At 44.4% G+C, this 19,320-nt stretch carries 13 protein-coding genes; all 13 read left to right on the forward strand.

Features of this window, described 5'->3' with window-relative positions; all coding sequences use genetic code 11:
* Position 1 precedes the first annotated feature (1 nt).
* The 13 genes from WAA20_RS06035 to WAA20_RS06095 all read left to right on the forward strand — a co-directional run bounded on the left by WAA20_RS06035 (position 2) and on the right by WAA20_RS06095 (position 19,280).
* The gene (locus WAA20_RS06035; protein ID WP_073384798.1) at positions 2 to 490 is read left to right on the forward strand and encodes a hypothetical protein; all 489 of its coding nucleotides are present in this window, start codon (positions 2 to 4) and stop codon (positions 488 to 490) included.
* A gap of 10 nt (positions 491 to 500) precedes the next feature.
* The gene (locus WAA20_RS06040; protein ID WP_073384797.1) at positions 501 to 2,600 is read left to right on the forward strand and encodes a type IA DNA topoisomerase; all 2,100 of its coding nucleotides are present in this window, start codon (positions 501 to 503) and stop codon (positions 2,598 to 2,600) included.
* Positions 2,601 to 2,605: 5 nt separating this feature from the next.
* On the forward strand, positions 2,606 to 3,136 hold the full coding sequence (locus tag WAA20_RS06045; protein WP_073384796.1) for a hypothetical protein: 531 nt from the start codon (positions 2,606 to 2,608) through the stop codon (positions 3,134 to 3,136).
* Entirely contained in the window at positions 3,123 to 3,278 is a 156-nt protein-coding gene (locus WAA20_RS06050; protein WP_167562635.1) for a hypothetical protein, read from the forward strand. Before WAA20_RS06045 ends, WAA20_RS06050 begins: the two co-directional genes overlap by 14 nt.
* Entirely contained in the window at positions 3,275 to 4,405 is a 1,131-nt protein-coding gene (locus WAA20_RS06055) for a DUF5688 family protein (protein ID WP_073384795.1), read from the forward strand. Before WAA20_RS06050 ends, WAA20_RS06055 begins: the two co-directional genes overlap by 4 nt.
* A 1,030-nt stretch (positions 4,406 to 5,435) precedes the next feature.
* Positions 5,436 to 5,771: a TnpV protein gene (locus WAA20_RS06060; RefSeq protein WP_330392021.1), complete on the forward strand. Its 336-nt coding sequence runs from the start codon at positions 5,436 to 5,438 to the stop codon at positions 5,769 to 5,771.
* Positions 5,772 to 7,249: 1,478 nt separating this feature from the next.
* Positions 7,250 to 13,360 (forward strand): YodL domain-containing protein, encoded by a 6,111-nt coding sequence (locus tag WAA20_RS06065; RefSeq protein WP_242951129.1) that lies wholly within the window; start codon positions 7,250 to 7,252, stop codon positions 13,358 to 13,360.
* A 55-nt stretch (positions 13,361 to 13,415) separates the two neighbouring features.
* Positions 13,416 to 14,810 carry a nucleotidyltransferase domain-containing protein gene (locus WAA20_RS06070; RefSeq protein WP_073384794.1) on the forward strand — a complete coding sequence of 465 codons (1,395 nt, stop codon included), beginning with the start codon at positions 13,416 to 13,418 and terminating at the stop codon, positions 14,808 to 14,810.
* 202 nt (positions 14,811 to 15,012) lie between these two features.
* On the forward strand, positions 15,013 to 15,726 hold the full coding sequence (locus WAA20_RS06075; RefSeq protein WP_073384793.1) for a LytTR family DNA-binding domain-containing protein: 714 nt from the start codon (positions 15,013 to 15,015) through the stop codon (positions 15,724 to 15,726).
* Positions 15,723 to 17,096: a sensor histidine kinase gene (locus tag WAA20_RS06080; RefSeq protein WP_073384792.1), complete on the forward strand. Its 1,374-nt coding sequence runs from the start codon at positions 15,723 to 15,725 to the stop codon at positions 17,094 to 17,096. Before WAA20_RS06075 ends, WAA20_RS06080 begins: the two co-directional genes overlap by 4 nt.
* Before the next feature lie 261 nt (positions 17,097 to 17,357).
* A complete protein-coding gene (locus WAA20_RS06085) occupies positions 17,358 to 18,194 on the forward strand; it encodes a FlxA-like family protein (protein WP_073384791.1) in 837 nt (278 codons plus the stop codon).
* Between the two features lie 50 nt (positions 18,195 to 18,244).
* Positions 18,245 to 19,018 (forward strand): hypothetical protein, encoded by a 774-nt coding sequence (locus WAA20_RS06090; protein WP_081373621.1) that lies wholly within the window; start codon positions 18,245 to 18,247, stop codon positions 19,016 to 19,018.
* A gap of 118 nt (positions 19,019 to 19,136) precedes the next feature.
* The gene (locus tag WAA20_RS06095; protein ID WP_167562633.1) at positions 19,137 to 19,280 is read left to right on the forward strand and encodes a hypothetical protein; all 144 of its coding nucleotides are present in this window, start codon (positions 19,137 to 19,139) and stop codon (positions 19,278 to 19,280) included.
* Positions 19,281 to 19,320 lie beyond the last annotated feature (40 nt).

A 19,320-nucleotide genomic window follows, 5' to 3' on the forward strand; every position in this document is an offset into this window, starting at 1 on the left:
TATGGAACAGACAGTAGAAAAAACAAAGATGGAAGAGGTTACCCTTAAGTTTGGAAAAGGATGTGTGGGAGAGCCTTTTACCGGAAAAGATGGTAAGGAATATAAACAGATCCTTATCCCGAACAAGGATGAGAACGATCATACACCATGGGCAACTTTTGTTGTAAAGGCAAACGCAGTGCATGAGGATAAGTTTGGAAAGGGCATGTGGCTGAAGCTTCCTGCTGATGGACATACCACAGTGCGTAAAGATCATTGCATTGGCGAAGACGCTGATGGGAAGAAAATCTGGGAGACTGATAAGACCAAGGTTTCTAATAAAGAGCTGAAAGGAATGGTTGAATTTTATAAGGCAAGGAGTAAGGACAAGGACGAGAAGCCAAGAGAATCCCTGAAGGACAGGCTTTCAGATAAGAAGGCTGAAGTATCGCAGCAGAAGCACGATGTGCCACAGAAGGCTGCCAGCAAGTCAAAGGAAGCGTCATTATAAGGAGGCGCTTATGAGCAGGCTTGTGATTACGGAAAAACCAAGTGTGGCCAGAGCGTATGCCGATGCACTTGGTGCAAAAGAAGTTAAAGACGGCTATATTGAAGGAAACGGATATATCATTTCGTGGTGCGTTGGTCATCTGGTTGAGTTGGCACAGCCGGAATTGTATGATGCGTTATTAAAGAAATGGTCTTATGGTTCGCTACCGATCATGCCGAAAACATGGAAGTATGAAATAAAAAAAGATACCAAGGCTCAGTTTAAAGTTTTGAAGAAGCTCATGCACGATAAAGAAGTCACAGAGACAATCTGTGCTACTGATGCCGGGCGTGAGGGAGAACTGATCTTCCGGCTTGTATACGAAATGGCGGGATGCGATAAGCCTATCAAGCGCCTGTGGCTTTCATCCATGGAAGAAAGTGCTATAAAAGAGGGTTTTGGTAACCTGCGTCCCGGATATATGTACAATGACCTGTATCAGAGTGCATTGTGCAGACAGCAGGCAGACTGGCTTGTTGGTATCAATGGCACAAGACTATTTACTGTGCTGTATAACAGGCTCCTGAAAGTTGGCAGGGTGCAGACGCCGACACTTGCAATGCTTGTGGACAGGGAAGCTGCAATACAGGGTTTTAAGAAAGAACCTTTTTATACCTGCCACATTAATGTGAATGGCATGGATGCAGTATCGGAAAAGTTCAAGACGAAGGATGAAGCAACTGCTGTAGAGGGGGCTGCTATCTTTGACGAGGTGCGTGTCACAAAAGTGGAAGAGGAGAATAAAAGCATGGCGCCGCCAAGGCTCTATGACCTGACAACACTTCAAAGGGATGCGAACCGTATTTTTGGATTTACGGCGAAGCAGACACTGGAATACACTCAGAGCCTTTATGAAAAACGGCTTTGTACCTATCCGAGAACGGACAGCCAGTACCTGTCCGATGATATGGGGCAGACCAGTGTAAATGTGATTGAAGCAGTATTCAAAAATGTAGTAAAGCAGCCACAGGATTATTCTCCGGATATCGGAAGAATCCTTAACAGCAAGAAGGTCACTGACCATCACGCTATTATTCCTACAATGGAAATAACAAAATTCAATATGGATGAACTAGCAGAGGGAGAGAAGAAGATTCTTTCCCTCATTTCATATCGTGTTTTATGTGCGACAGCGGGCAGGCATGAGTATAAGGGAGTGAAAGTGGAATTATCCTGCGGAGGTTATTTATTCCACGCAAGCGGAAAGACTGTCATATCTGACGGTTATAAAAAATATGAAAAAATGCTTGCTGACAGGTTCAAGGTCAGATCAAATCCCGAAGATGAGGAAGAGGTTTTGCCACAGTTCCGGGAGGGGCAGACATTCCGTGATGTGAATTCGAAGGTGGTGGAAGGCTTCACACAGCCACCAAAACCATTTACGGAAGATACGCTTTTAAAATATATGGAAACTGCCGGTGCGTCAGAGATGGACGATGAAGTGGAGCGAAAGGGGCTTGGTACGCCTGCCACAAGAGCGGACATCATTGAAAAGCTCGTGCATGACGGTTTTGTAAAACGTGATAAGAAAAAGCTCGTTCCTACGGATGACGGAATGAAGCTCATTGCAATCCTTCCGGATGTGGTGAAGTCACCACAGATGACGGCGGATTGGGAGAATGCGCTTGTCCTTGTTTCAAAGGGAGAGATGAGCGCAGATGCCTTTATGAAAGGTATCAGAGACATGGTAACAGATTTAGTAAAAACATATAGTTGCGTAAAAGAGGAGGGAAAAAAGATGTTTGGATCAGAAAACGCAATCGGAAAATGCCCGAAGTGTGGCGGGGATGTAGTTGTAGGCAAGTTTGGCGTCTATTGCACTGAAAAGTGTGGAATGAGCCTCGGCTATGCCATTGGAAAGAAGCTGGATGATGAGCAGGTGAAGAAGCTGCTCAACGGAGAGAAGATTCTCATGAAAGGACTTAAGAGCAAGAAAGGCGGAACTTATGACGCATACCTTAAGCCTGAAGGAGTGGAAGCATACGACTATACCAATAAAGATGGTGATGAAAAGAGCGGCTTCCAGTTCAAATTCAGCTTCGAATTTCCAGAACGAAAGAAGGGAGAGTGAGTGGCATGAAGAAAAATGTGAAAGTTTTAATGGCGGCACTTGTGGCAGGAACTACGGCTTGTGCTGTAACTGCAGCGGTCAAGAAGTATAGGGATAAGAGAAAAAAGTATCTCTGCGATGAGTCAGAAGAAGAGGATTGTTTTGGCAATGAGGATTATTCCTTTACATCGGAAGAGGAAGCTGAGCTTGACGGTTTGAATGATTATAATCCAAGTGCTTCAGATGATGGCGACTGTTACTTCTTGAAGAGTGATGTGGCATTCATCAGATATATGTTGGAGGGTATCAGGAATGTCAGTACTGTCATGAAAGCCAAGACAGAGGATGTTGAAAGAATTATCAGAAGAAGGAACATTTCCAATGCGGAAAAGGTTTCAGAAATCCAGCATCTGTGCAACCAGTATGAGGATAATCTGGATCTAATAAACAGGTGCGCTGAGGATGTAGACTGCATATTTAATGGCAAGACACCGGATGATTATTTTGATTTTATTGTTAAGCATGACAAGGAGGAAGAAAGAGATGGCAACAAATAACGTAATTGCAACAGACATTGAGAAGAAGAGAGAAAATGGCGGTAAGGCTCGTTTTACTGCCTATCTCCAAGGAATGAAAAAACTGGAAAAAAAGGCACAGATGCAGAAAGAAGCAGAATCAAAGGGAGGAGAAAAGGCATGAATTATGAGGAATTCAAGAACGAAGTAACGACAAGGATTAAAGATTTTTTGCCGGAAAAGTATGCAGATGCGGATGTTTCCATCCAGATGGTTGTTAAGAATAATGACCAGAAGCTTGACGGACTCATGGTCAAGCTTGAGGACAGCAACATTGCTCCTAATATCTATCTCAACCAGTTTTATGAGCAGCATGAAGAGGGCAGATCTATGGATGATATCCTTGCTTCGATTGCGGACATCCGAGTTCAACATGAAGTGTCACATGATTTTGATGTGAGCAGGCTTACTGATTTTGACAGCGTAAAGGACCGCATTACCTGCCGTCTTGTGAATGCAGAACAGAATGCAGAGTATCTTGAGGATAAACCGCATACTATGGTGGATGATCTTGCAGTGACTTATCATATCGCAATCGGAAAGGAAGAAAGCGGCATGATGTCTGCACCTATCACCAACAGGCTAATGGAGGGCTATGGCGTGGATGTGGAACAGCTCCACAAGATCGCCCTTGAAAACATGGACACCCTTACTCCTGCGACATTCAAGAGTATGACGGAAACCATGGTGGATATGATGATGCCCGATATGATTCGAAGTGGCATGAGCGAGGAAGAGGCAAGAGAAGCCATCGCTGGCATGATTCCTCCTATACAGGATGAGATGATGTATGTGCTTTCCAATTCCGATAAGTTAAATGGTGCGGCAGTTCTCCTTAATGATAAGGTCATGGATGATATTACGGAGAAGCTTGGTCAGGACTATTATATTCTGCCTTCAAGTGTGCATGAGGTGTTGATCGTACCCAAGACAGAGCAGGCAGATCTTAAAACACTTGAGAACATGGTTAGGGAAGTAAATGCCACACAGGTTGCACCTGAAGAAAGGCTTTCTGACCATGTGTATGCCTACGATGCAAAAGAGCATGAGCTTTTCCGTGCGGATAAAGCAGAGGAGAGGGTAGCGGCCAGAGAAGGAAAGGATTCGGTTGAGAACAGCAAGTCTGAGAAAAAGGAGCGTCCTTCTCTTAAAGAAAGGCTTGCGCAGAAAAAGGATATCGTTGCCAAGGCTGATGTAAGCATGGATGCGCACCAGATGAAGAATGATAGGGGACAGCAGGCTCTGGCGTGACCACAGACTTTGGGAGAGGGACATTTTTGTCCTTCTCCCATAATTTATATAAGGAGAAAATGAGCTATGGCAAGAAAATATGATGAAATAAAATGGCTTGCACAGGCTACGGCACAGGAGCTTTCTGCGGATAAGGAAGAATGGAAAGGCTTCCTTACCACATCCGGAAGACTATACCGGTATCCATTCATGGATCAGCTGCTTATATATGCGCAGAGACCGGATGCCACAGCGTGTGCGGAGCTTGAAACATGGAATCAGAAGATGAACTGCTGGGTGAACAAAGGCTCCAAAGGTATTGCCCTTTTGGATGAGAGCAGCGGCAGACCGAGACTTCGTTATGTATTTGATGTGTCAAATGTGCATCCCGGATGGAATGTTGGCAGGCTCCCGTATATCTGGCAGGTCAGGGAACGGAATGAGCAGACTGTTATTAACAGACTTGAAAATATATATGGAAAAACGGATGCAAGCAGACCGTTTGGAGACAGGCTTGTGGAACTGGCACACCGTATTGCGGATGATTATTACAGGGATGTAATGCCTGATCTGCAGGACAGGGTGGATGGAAGCTTTCTGTATGGATATGATGAACTGAATCTTGAAATGAGATTGCAGGAGACCATGAGAGATTCCATCGCATATACGCTTCTTACAAGGTGCGGTGTGGATACAGAACTTTATGATTTTGATTTCCGTTATCTGCATGAGTTCAGCGATGTGAAAACACTGTCGGTACTGGGAAATGCAGTATCGGAAATGACTGAGCCGGTGCTTATGGAAATTGGAAGAGCGGTAACGGCACAGGAGCGTCATATCGCCCGATATGGCGAAGTAGAAAGACAAACGGAGAATATATCACAAGCCGTAGAAAAAAGCGAAAATACGCTTGCAAATGAGGCTCAGAATGAATATAATGCTTTAAAGCGTGAAAGCGAGCGGCAAGGTGATATTTCCACCGATGATTATGAAAAAGGCGAAAGCGCTAATATTTCAGAACAAGGAGGAAATGACCATGGAACTGACTTACATGCAGAGCGGGGATTATCTGATCCCGAATCTGATCGCGAACAGCGAGCCGGAGGAACCCTTAACCAAGTACGGACTGATGCGGAGGAACTTCTTAAAGGAACACAGGAGAGGAACCTACAGCGGGATGATGTTAGAAGGGAATCTGAAGGAGCACTGCCTGATGATTCAGAAGCAGGCAGAGGAGAGGATGGATCTTCTGACCGATCAGATGGCGAAGTCCCAGGGAGTGAACGAAGCCCTGAAAGCATCAGACCAGATGAAGTGGGTGGGTCTGATGAACAACATCCGGGCATCAGCGGAGGAGATAGTTTTATCGGAGCTGATCTACAGCTAAACCCTCCGGATGCAGAACCCGAACAACTGAATATGTTTGACCTGTTCCCCTCATTTGCGGAGCAGGTTGGAACGATAGCAGCAGCGGAAGCAAGCGTGAAAACGAAGGCTCCCGCTGTTTTTATGTTAAAAGACGATCAGCTTCTTGATGTGATAAGGTCCGGTGGCGGTAAAGAGAATAACCGCAAGCGCATCTATGCGAAGTACCAGGCAGGAAAAGATGCTGCGGAAATGACGGATTTCATTAAGAACGAGATCGGAACGACAGGCAAGGGTTTTGAATTTGACGGGCAGAGGGTATCTGTCTGGTATAACGAAAACGGAATGAGCATCGCACCGGGGAACTCTGCTCAGGTGGACTTTGCCACTACCTATAGCTGGAGCCTTGTGGAAGAGTTCACCCGTCAGATGGTTGAAAACGGCTCATATATGTCAAGAAATGAAGCCTTTCTTGTGGACAGTACCGAGCGGGCGAGGGTGGCTGATCAGATTTATTTCTTTTTCCGTGACGGCATAGATGATATGCCGGATTCTCTTTCTATCCAGGGAAGTAATTATCCCGACAGTCAGGCACATATCGCAGAGCTTTTATCTACCCATGAGGGAAGGGAGTTGCTTGCAGAGGAAATCGGCAGGGCTGCTGACAGGATAGAGAGCGGAGAGATTCAACTTCGGTGGAGATATGTAAAAGAGACGGAATATCTGCTTTCAGAGATTGCCGACCTCGATGCTGAGCGTAGGGAGTTTCCTCTTGCAGATGAGGTAAATGTAAGGCTTGAAAACTTCATCACGCAGGATGAGATTGACAGCAGGCTAACCCATGGAAGTGGCGTATCGCAGGGGCTTTTCCGTATCTATGATTATTTTAAGGAGGGGCATGACAGCAAGGATAATGTAGCGTTCCTTAAGAGCGAATACGGTACTGGTGGTCAGTCAGATGCACTGATCGGAAATGACAAGAGCTGGGAAGACCATGATGCAAAGGGCATTCAGCTTGACAAAGGAAGTATCATGGAGCCTTATACATCCGTGCTTCTTAACTGGAATGTGGTGGAAAAGCGTATCCGTGAACTGATTGCAGAGGATAAGTATCTGTCTCCCAAGGCAAAGGAAGCCTATGCGGAGTATAAAAAGGAGCAGGAAAAGGAAGCTCTTGCTGATGAGCAGGAAAAACTTGTTGATGCCATTGAAGCCGGGGATGCACAGGAAGAGCCGGAAAGCAAAGAGGCAGATCACAATCCCGAATTCGGTCCTCCTGTCGGACGGGGAGAAAACAGCCGCTGGTCGATAGTCCATGAAGCGGATGATGAAAATGATAATCCCCAGGAGTGGGCAACAAAGCTCCCTTCAGGTCAGTATGTATGGATAGACCGTGAGGAAGATGGCTCATATGGGATTCATCCGATTGCTGATTCTTTTGCAGCTCCAACGGAGACCTTCAGAACTCTTGAAGAGGCGCAGGAGTATGTTGACGAGACCATGCGAGGAGAAGTGCTTAAAGGGCAGGCTTTAGAGCAGGAATCTTCAACATATACAATTTATCAGATATCGGATGAAGCTGAAGACAGACGGGATATCATCTTTGAAAATCTGGAGCACCTGCAGAACAGAGGACTGTCTGTTGATGCGGCAAATTATGAAGCTGTCTATACCGGAGAACTGGAGGAAGGAACTACCCTCGATGATCTTTATGAGAAGTTCAACGTAGACCATCCCGTAGATTACAAGGGACGATCCATGTCAGTATCGGATGTGGTGGTGCTGCATCAGAATGGTGAGGATAAAGCATATTTCGTGGATTCATTTGGATTTTCGGAAGTGCCGGAGTTTCTTCGGGAGAAAGAAGCAGTCCTTACACCGGAACAGGAGCAGGCAAAGGAACTTATCAATGAATTCTGCTACAGGGAGTATGACCATGATGCGGATTTCTCTGACCTTTCCAATGTGGAGATAGCTTATACCGACCTTACGGATGAAGCAGATGGAAAAGAGTACCCGATACAGGCTTCTGTAGACCTTGAGCATAACAGCATCCGTCTTGCGATTGACGGCCAGATCATTTCTCAGAATGAATATGATACCCTTACCGACCTTATAGAAAATGAGCTTAAGTACCTTGATTTTGACGAGCTTACCTATGTATCGGAAGAGGACTGGGAGAAGTTCCATAACACAGAGCTTACCGCAGAGGATATACAGAATATTTCTTATATCGGAGCGGAGTACAGCAATTTCGGGCATACAGCGGAGTATGAGCTTGAAGCCGATATCCGTGGAGAGCGTCAGAAGATCCGTTATGAGGTCACAAGGCATGACGGTGATGAGGAGAGCTTTTCCATCCATACTGAAGGTAACGATATTTACGAAAGGCTTTCTGAACCGGAGCTTCGCAAGCTGGAAGAGAAGCTTTCTGATGAAGTCAGGGTCGGGCAGTATGAAAAGAAGATTGAAAAAGCTGATAGCCTTGATGCAGTTAAGAAAATCCAGTATGAGTTTATGGATGATGAGAGCTTTCCAAGGAGGCTTGTCGGAAGGTTCTGGGAATCCTATAACGCAAGAGAGGCAGAACTATCTGAGACGGCAAGGATTGAAGCAAAGAATTTCCGCATTACAGATGATGACCTGGGAAAAGGCAGCGCAAAGGAAAAGTTCCGTGACAATATCAGGGCGATTACAACCTTGAAGCAGATCGAGGACGAACACAGGACAGCAACGCCGGAGGAACAGCAGATTTTATCACAGTATGTCGGCTGGGGAGGCTTGGCAGATGCCTTTGATGAAACTAAGAGCAACTGGTCTGCAGAGTATCAGGAATTAAAGAGCATTTTGACACCGGAGGAGTACAATTCCGCAAGGGAAAGTACCTTAAATGCCCACTTTACAAGCCCTGTGATCATAAGAAACATCTATGAAGCACTGGGACAGATGGGATTTGAAAAGGGAAATATCCTTGAGCCTGCCATGGGTGTAGGAAACTTTTTCGGTATGTTGCCGGAGGAGATGAAGGACAGCAAGTTATATGGAGTTGAGCTTGATGATCTGACAGGCCGTATCGCAAAACAGCTATATCCGCAGGCAGATGTACGTATCAGCGGTTATGAAAAGACCGATTTTCAGAATGATTTCTTTGATGTGGCGGTTGGAAATGTGCCGTTCGGTAATTATAAGGTAAGCGATAAGCCCTATGATAAGCTGAATTTCCAGATCCATGATTATTTCTTTGCAAAGACCTTGGATAAGGTAAGACCGGGCGGTATCGTAGCATTTGTTACAAGCAAGGGAACCATGGATAAGCAAAACCCGCAAGTCAGGAAATATCTTGCTCAGAGGGCAGAACTGCTCGGAGCGGTGAGATTACCTAATACAGCTTTTAAGGAGAATGCCGGTACAGAAGTAACGTCCGACATTCTTTTTTTCCAGAAAAGGGACAGGCTTATGGATATCGAGCCGGACTGGGTGCATCTTGGAATGGATGCAAACGGTATCGCCATGAACCAGTATTTTGCAGACCATCCGGAGATGATCGTAGGAAAGATGGAGATGGTATCCGGGCCTTTTGGTATGGAGAGTACCTGTGTGCCGGATGAGAGCAGACCATTTGAGGAACAGCTTCGTGAAGCCATCAGCAATATCCATGCGGAATATGAAGCGGTGGAGCTTTCAGCGGACGAGCTTGGAAAGTCTGACCTTGAAGTAATCCCGGCAGATCCGAATGTGAAGAATTACAGCTTTTGTATGGTGGATGATCATGTGTATTATCGTGAGAATTCCGTTATGAAGCCTGCCGATGTGTCAGATACCATGGAAGACCGCATCAAAGGTATGATCGCTATCCGTGACTGTACGCAGGAACTTATTCAGATGCAGATGGAGGATTATCCCGATGCAGCCATTACGGAGAAACAGGCAGAACTGAACGGATTATATGATAAGTTTTCCGATAAATACGGGCTTATCAGTTCCCAGACCAATAAGAGAGCTTTTAATCAGGACAGCAGCTATTGTCTGTTATGTTCTTTGGAGAAGCTGGACGATGAAGGCAAGTTCCTCGGTAAAGCAGATATGTTCACGAAGCGTACCATCAAACACGCAGAGGTGGTGACAAGCGTTGATACCGCAAGCGAGGCACTGGCGGTCTCCCTGGCTGAAAAAGCCAAGGTAGACCTTGACTATATGGCAGAGCTTACGGGAAAGGAAAAAGAAGCCATAACCGAGGAGCTTGCAGGAGTAATCTTTCAGAATCCTTTGACAGACCAGTGGGAGACGGCAGATGAGTATCTGTCCGGCAATGTCCGTGAGAAGCTTACCATAGCAAAGAACTATGCGGAGAATCACCCGGAGTATCAGGTAAATGTGGTGCATCTTGAACAGGTGATGCCGAAAGACCTTGAAGCATCGGATATAGAAGTCCGTCTTGGGGCAACATGGGTTGACCCGAAGTATATTGAGGACTTCATGCGTGAGACCTTCCAGACGCCTGGATATCTTTTTAACCGGAATGTCATGGGCATACAGTATTCGGATGTGACCGGGCTTTGGAATGTAAAGGGTAAGAATGCAGACTATGGCAATACCCTTGCCAACATGACCTTTGGTACAAGTAGGGCGAATGCCTATAAGATACTGGAGGATAGCCTGAACCTTAAGGATGTGCGGATCTATGATACCATCGTGGAGGATGGCAAGGAAAAGAGGGTACTGAATAAGAAGGAGACCACGCTTGCAGCACAGAAGCAGGAGGCAATTCGTGAAGCCTTTAAGGACTGGATTTTTAAGGATTCGGAGCGGAGAGCCAATCTTGTAAAGGTCTATAATGAGCGTTTCAATTCCACAAGACCAAGGGAATATGACGGATCACACTTGCAGTTCCCGGGTATGACACCGGATATAGAGCTGAAACCTCATCAGAAAAATGCGGTAGCCCATGTGCTGTATGGAGATAACACACTTCTTGCTCATTGCGTAGGTGCGGGCAAGACCTTTGAAATGACTGCGGCGGCTATGGAGCTTAAAAGGCTTGGGCTTGCACAGAAGTCATTGTTTGTAGTACCGAACCATTTGACAGAGCAGTGGGCGAGTGATTTCCTGCGTCTGTATCCCGGAGCAAATATACTTGCGGCAACGAAGAAGGACTTTGAGCCTGCTAACCGTAAGAAGTTCTGCTCCCGTATAGCAACAGGCGATTATGATGCTGTGATCATTGGTCATACGCAGTTTGAAAAGATCCCTCTGTCACAGGAAAGACAGGTGGCAATACTGGAGCGGCAGATAGATGAGATCACAGAAGCCATAGCACAGGCGAAGGCAGACAGGGGTGAGCGATATACCATCAAGCAGATGGAAAAATCTAAGAAGCAGCTTATGACAAAGCTCGATAAACTCAATGACCAGAGCCGTAAGGATAATGTCGTAACCTTTGAGCAGCTTGGAGTTGACAGACTTTTTGTGGACGAATCGCATTCGTACAAGAATTTGTTCCTGTATACCAAAATGAGGAATGTGGCAGGTATCGCACAGACAGAGGCGCAGAAGTCGCAGGATATGTTCAATAAATGCCAGTACCTTGATGAACTGACAGGCGGTAAAGGCGTGACCTTTGCAACCGGAACGCCGATTAGCAACAGCATGACGGAGCTTTACACCAACATGAGATATCTTCAGTATGGTACGCTTCAAAAGCTGGGACTGGGACAATTTGATGCATGGGCGGCTAACTTCGGTGATACACAGACGGCGATAGAGCTTGCACCGGAGGGAACCGGATACAGGGCAAAGACAAGGTTTGCAAAGTTCTTTAACCTGCCTGAGCTGATCGCACTCTTTAAGGAGAGTGCCGATATCCAGACTCCCGATATGCTTAAGCTCCCTGTGCCGGAAGCAGAGTATGAGAATGTAACGCTTAAGCCGTCAGAAGCACAAAAGGAAATGGTGGCGTCCCTTGCAGACAGGGCTGAGCGGGTGCGTAACCGTATGGTGGACTCTTCTGTTGATAATATGCTTAAAATTACTAACGACGGCAGAAAGCTTGCTCTGGATCAGCGTCTTATGAACGATATGCTGCCGGATGATCCTAACAGTAAGTCCAGCGTATGTGTGGAGAAGGCATTTGAGATATGGGAGGAGACAAAAGATAAGCGGTCAGCCCAACTCATTTTTTGCGACCTTTCGACACCCAAAGGGGACGGAACCTTTAATGTTTATGAGGATATCAGAGACAAGCTGATAGCAAAAGGAGTACCACCGGAAGAAATAGCCTTTATCCATGATGCGAATACCGAGGCGAGGAAAGCGGAGCTGTTTGGCAAAGTAAGAAGCGGACAGGTCCGTTTTTTGTTGGGATCAACGCAGAAGATGGGAGCCGGTACGAATGTGCAGGACAGGCTGATAGCACTTCATCACTTGGATGTGCCGTGGAGACCGTCTGACATTGAACAGCAGGAAGGTCGTATCTTGCGACAGGGTAATACCAATCCGAAGGTGAAGATCTTCCGATATGTCACGGAAGGCACATTTGATGCCTACTCATGGCAGCTTATTGAGAATAAGCAGAAATTCATCGGGCAGATCATGACCAGTAAATCTCCGGTCAGAAGCTGTGAGGATATTGACGAGGCTGCGCTCACCTATGCGGAGGTCAAGGCATTGGCAACAGGTAATCCGTACATTAAGGAAAAGATGGACTTGGATATCCAGGTATCGAAGCTGAAGCTCATGAAAGCGAACCATACCAGTCAGAAATACCGACTGGAGGATAACATCGCAAAGAACTATCCACAGCAGATATCAGCATTGAAGGAGCGTATTGCCGGAATGAAGGCTGATATAGCTACTTATAATGCCAATAAGCCTGCCGACAAGGATTTGTTTTCCATGACCGTGGTAGGCAAGACCTATGATGACAGGAAGGAAGCTGGAATAGCAATCATTGGTATCTGCAAAGAAATGAAGCAGGCGAATGTGGCCGTTCCGTTAGGCGATTATCTTGGCATGAAGATGAATGTAACCTTCGATTCTTTCAGCAGGAAATTTACTCTGAACATGAAAGGAAATCTTAGTCATGGTGTGGAGATAGGCTCTGATCCGTCCGGTAATATTACACGTATCGGCAATGTCATGGAGGGCATGACAAAGCAGCTTGAGGATGCGATAGCAAAGCTCGCAAACGTGGAGCAGCAGCTTGAAACGGCAAAAATCGAGGTTGAAAAGCCTTTCCCACAGGAACAGGAACTCTCAGATAAGCTTGCAAGGCTTGCTGAACTGAACAGCCTATTGGATATGGATGAAAAAGGCGAGGATGCAGTTGATCTTGATGAAGATGCACCGAAGCAGGAGTCTGAAACTGAGAAAAATGAAAAACTTTCAGAAACAAGTGTACATGAAGATGAGGCAGAGGCTGTTTCTGATGGGGATATTCCAGAGAAAGAAAACCTCTTGGATGCTGATGATGAGGATAAAACTGGTTCAAAGCCTGCAGAAATAGAAGAAAGGCGGTCTCTCATTGCAAGGCTTAATGAGAAAAAAGATATCGTGGCAGCTATGGACAAGAATAATCCTGGTATTCAGAAGAAAAAAGAGACAGTTATATCTTAAATTACATGGGGCTTCGGGGAGAAATCTTCGAAGCCCCATAGAAAGGCGGACAGTAATGGATAATGAAAACATGAATAGCAGCCTTAATGATGCGGCAGTCATAAGCGCATTTAAGGATAAGACAAAAGAGATGTTCCATGAACTTGGGACGATGGACCCGGATACGATTGAATCTTTTGTGAAGAATCACGTACAGGAGCTGATAACAGAATACAGCCTTGATGTGACAATAGAGGATGTAGTGGTATCGGGAAGCCGTTGCCGTGGGATGGAAACGGAAGGCTCCGACCTTGATGTTGTTTTGTATTTCAGCGGCTCGGAGCGGGAGGATACCTTGTTTAATCTGCTTCATGAGGATGGAATTGTCATGGGAGGCGTAGCTCTTGACATAAATCCCATATCGCAGGAGCAGTCGGGAAGCCTTTCAGAGTATTTAATTGGAGTGGAGGCTTATCTTGCGGAGAAGCAGGTGCAGATGGCAGTAGAATCGGAACAGAGTAAGGTGTTGGATTTTCCACAGAAGGCAGAAACGATTGTAACCTATACGGTGGCAGAATGCGGCGAGTTTCACAGCATGGGTAAGTACCATGAAAACATAGCAACTATTGAAGAAGCAAAGGCGATATATGATGCTATATCGCCAGATCATATGAACATGATTTCGGCAGTTGGAATCAATGTGCATACCGTTGGGACAGGTGAGATGGATGATGTCCAGTGGGACTTCTTATATGGAAACAGGATTGACCTCAATGACCTTGGATACCTTCCTGATATCAGCAATAATGCAGAAGCGGTATCGAAGCTGACACAGCTTATTGAGGCATTTCCTGATGCAGAGGTTGTTGGAAATCTGCCTGGACATGGGGAATATGGCAGACAGCTTTCAGATCAGGCTGTGGATTTGGATGCCATTAAGCCTGTATATGTGGACGAAGCGGCTAAACTTGCGGCGGAGATAGATAGATTCTCCAGTGATTTTGATCCGTATGAGTACAAGGATACGGTAGATAACTGGGAGGTGCAGGTACAGAATATCGCCGCTGATATACGCAGTGGTAATTCCATGGATTATAAGAAGTATTTAGGGGATGTGCTTTCGCAGAGTGATAATATCGAGAATGTCCGTAAGGCTGCAGAACTCTTGATAAAGCTGGCAGAATATAAGCCGCTTGCCAAAGTTGAGGAGCTGGAAGAGGAGAACCTTAACCAGATTGACAACTATCTGAGCAACACCGTTCCCAAGGCGGAAGAGCGCAAGGAAATCCGAAATGCCGAACTTGAGAGGATTGAGGAAGAAGAGAGGAAGCGTAGATATAAGGGAAGACCGTCTCTTAGAGCAAGGTTAGCTGAGAAGAAAGCTATCGTGGCAGAGAGAGGTACAGTCCCCCAACCCGAAAAGCAGCGAAAGGTGCAACGTGAGGTGCTAGCTTCACAAATAGAAGTATAAAATAGACATAACAGGCGGTTGTACACAGATAGGGTACAACTACCTGTTTTTTTATTGGGAAAAGGGTCGAATAATATATAACGTCATTTGTTATGAAAATATTAACCATTCACTTCAAAAAATCGACCGTTCACTCCATTGATAGAAAAAACGTGATGTATAATCCGATAATATTATAAAATATGCGCAGGAGGAGATGACTATGAGAATTGCTATATGCGATGATGAAAAAAGAATATGTTCCATTCTTGCCGAGAAAGTTGAAAATCTTTTCCCCGATGCGGAGATTATGGTTTATACATCAGGTGCTAGTCTTATTGAAGCGGAAATATTTCCGGATATTTTGTTGCTGGATATCAAGATGCCGAAATTAGACGGTATGGAAGTAGCAAAGGTCTTGAGAGATAAAGGCTGGCGAAAGATTTTAATATTTATAACAGGTGAAGAAAGTCAAGTATTCAATTCATTTGATTTTCATGCTTTTCACTTTCTTGTCAAACCAGTGTCCGATGAAAAGCTTAAATCTGTGCTTGAAGATGCAGCAGAGGAATTGAGATATCTAGAAAAGTCACAGGGCATCCGTGATAAATATATTGAAATACAGTCTGGAACAGAGCACATTCGAGTTGGCTTGTCGAAGCTGATATATGCAGAGGTGTTTGATAGGAAAACTATTCTTCACACAAAACAAGAAAACATTGAATACTATGGACAGTTATCAGCACTAGAGGTGCTTGTTGGAAGGGACTTTCATCGTATACATAGATCATATCTTATAAATATGAAATATGTGGAACGTTATGATAGAACATCGGTCACCATGATAAATGGCGATAATATTCCTATCGCTAGAAGAGAATATGATGGATTTATTAAGGCATACTTGGAATATGGCCGTAGGAGGGTTCAGGCATGAATGTAGAAAAAATGTGGGAGATAGCGAATATTGTATCTGCTGTAATAGGCTTATTGTTTAGTGGCATTCTTGTCGCACGCTTTTATGTTCCATACGTTTTAAAAAAATATATGGCGGTGATAACAGGAATTGTTTTCTTTTTGGTCATGACTTTTTTATACCTGACACCATTTAAGATGTCGAGTATTTCTGCCTATATTATTGGTATAGTATCAATCTGTTTATCCTCGTTGCTTGTTGAAAGAAGAAATATTCCGCAGAAGATTTTTTTATCTTTGACAATTTATATGTTTCTTTGGGTGTCAAATGTTGTTGCTTCATTACCATGGGAACTGATAAGTAAACTAACCTATGCGAATTCGTCTGTAAATGAGCAGAGTCGCTTTATTCTTTTTGTAGTGGCATTGTTTTTGTTAATTATCACAGAAAATGTATTGTTATTTTTAGAAATAATAATTGCAGAAAAAATTTACTTAAGGAAATTAGAAATAATGGAATGGAGAGAGCTGACGCTGCTTGTATCTCCTTATGTTGCGATAATAGCAGGATATTGGATTAGTGCATTTATGTCTGATGCGTATGTGAAAGTGTCTGGTGAATATATTTGGAATAATTATCCGATTTATGACGTAATTCGTGCACTGTTTGGAGTAATAGCATTTCTCGCCGCTATTACAGTTATGCGCTCATATCAACATATCAAGCAATCACAGGAAGATGCTCTGCAGAATGTGCTTATATCTAAGCAGATAGAAGAATTAACTGGTCATGTCCATGCAATGGAGAAGATATATTCTGATATACGTGGGATAAAGCATGATATCAATGACCATATCATGGTACTGGGAAATCTTCTTGACAAAGCAGAGAATGACGAGGCAATAGCTTATCTTAATGAATGGCAGAATGGGTTTCCTATGCCAGATATAAATGTTAAAACGGGAAATCCAGTCACGGATATAGTTATATCTGAGAAGAAGAGAGAGGCTGAAGAATCAGGAATTAAGTTTTATGAGAAATTCAGTTATCCAACAAATGGGAAAGTTGAATCCATAGACATTGGTGTTATTTTGAATAATGCTTTATCAAACGCAATTAGAGCTTCACTTGAAAGTGAAAATCCAATCATTGAGGTAAAATCATGGAAAAATAATAATGCTTTTTTGATACAGGTGAAAAACAGTTATTCGCATATGCTTAATATGAATTTAGAGACAGGCTATCCAGAAACCTCTAAGAAGGACAAGGAAACACATGGGTATGGACTTATGAATATAAAGAGAATTGCTGAAAAGTATTTTGGAACTATCCAAATTGAGCAGGATAGAGATATGGTTATTTTTACGGCCATGATGATGATACCAGAGTAATTTTTACCGTTTACCTCGAAAATCCTGCCGTTCACTTCAAAGTGATTTATATTGGGATGAAAACATCCGAAAATGAGAATAGAAAAGGACGATTTTATATTGCTTGCAATGATTGAACGAATAAGGAACTATGGCATAAAAACAACAATATGAGGAACAGTTTAATAGCGTTCATATCGTAGTTGCATTTAGAAAACAGACTACTACGTATAAATGAAACGGATTTCAGAAGCACACAATAAGCCAAAGGAGGGCAAAATCATGAGAGTAGGAAGTGTTAACAATCAAACAAGTACTGGAATTATCCAAATGCCGTCAAAACAGGGAAAGGATGCATTTAGTAAAAATATCCAGAATCAGATAGCGAATGCTCAGAAACAGATGCAGGAGCTTGGCGAGAATAAGGAGATGTCGCTGGAAGAAAAGATGAAGAAGCGACAGGAGATTCAGCAGCAGATCAGCGACTTACAGAACCAGCTCCGGCAGCATCAGATTGAGCAGAGGAAGGAGAACCAGCAGAAGAGCGGCTCTTCCATGGATGATATGCTTGGAGGCAGCAGACAGGCTGCAAGAAAAACTAAAGGTGGCACTGGGATGTCAAGTGCCAGTATGCAGGCTATCATTTCAGCTGATTCATCCATGCATCAGGTCAAGGTGCAGGGGGCGGTGAAGTCTGAGATGGAAGGCAAGGCCGGAGTTTTAGAGTCCGAAATCAAGCTGGATGAAGCACGGGGCGGCGATACTACGAAAAAGAGGGAAGAGCTTGCAGAGGTTGAGAAAAAGGCTGAGGATATAACAGCCTCTCAGATGGAGATCCTGTCCGACGCAAATAAGAAAATGGAAGAGGCTGCCAAGGCAGACCAGGAAGCTGCGAAGACCGAGAAGGCTGAAAGTAAGGATAAGACTGATAAGAAGGACAAGACTGATAAAGAAGATAAGCAGCCCGGCGTTGTTTCTGAGGATGATGGTGCCCAGGTTGAAGCTGTACATGGAACAGATCATGAATATGAGCCGATTGATGTAGTTTCAGAGGGTGTTTCGGTGAGTACGGGTTCTGTGGCAGAGCCTGCCGGGAATAATGTTGATGTGAAGATTTGATATGAAGTGTTTGCGCATGGATGCTGATTTAAGATAAGGAGGTCTGGGTTATGTCTACAATACGGGAATACGCCGGAAGCAATGATTATTTTGATGATTCTTATGCCAGCAAATATAAGAATTATTCCAATGCGTTTCTTGAGGGCTTAAGCGTATCGTCTGATAACAGCAGTGCTTTTAATCTTTCTGATTATGCCATGATCAAAAATGGAACCTACGGAAAGCTCATGAAGGCTTATTATGCGAAGGAAAAGGCTGAACAGGCTTCTTTGGGTGGAGACAGCAAGCCGATGCTTTCTCTTATGGCTGGAAATGCAGGCTCTATGGCGAAATCTGCTCAGGCGTTGATGCAGGATTCGCTATGGGAGAAGAAAACCATAAAGGAAAAGGACGAAAAGACCGGGGAAGAAACAGAAAAAGAGGATTATGACTGGAAGGCCATAACCAAGGCGTTGAATTCCTTTATTGACGATTATAATGCTACGGTTGAAAGGGCAGGAGAATCTAATAACAAGAATGTCCTGCGTAATGCTGCGTGGATGACCAAGAATACATCCATGAGCGAAAGACTGCTGAATAAGGTGGGGATTTCTGTAGGAAGCGGAAACAAGCTTGAACTGGACGAAGATAAGCTGAAAGAAGCTGATATATCCACATTGAAGACGCTGTTCACCGGGCATAATTCCTACGCAGATAAAATGATGTCCAAAGGAAATACTATAGCCATGGCTGCGGCAAATGCCGGTGGGACTTATACGAGCAGCGGCACATATTCTTCCGCCTTGTCACGGCTTGTGTCTGGGAAGATTGACACAAAGGAATAGGGTGATGTTTTGAAGGGAGCGAGAGGATAAGCGTACTCTCTTTAAAAAGTAAATGGTCTATGTGTTCTATTATACATAGATTTGTGAATGTGTTGAACCGGAAGGAGGTACAAATTTGATGCAGAAACTTGGAAAAAAGGTAAGAAGAAAAGCGAGTTCCATGGACATGCGCATGTATTGCATGTGTACAAATTGTGGATGTACTGTTCATGTAAATAGTACATCATCCAAGTACACTAACCAGAAATTGCAGAGAGACTAATTCCATGGACAGGGCTGTTGTTATAAAACAGCAGCCCGTC

The organism is Butyrivibrio fibrisolvens (assembly GCF_037113525.1).
Classification (GTDB): domain Bacteria; phylum Bacillota; class Clostridia; order Lachnospirales; family Lachnospiraceae; genus Butyrivibrio; species Butyrivibrio fibrisolvens.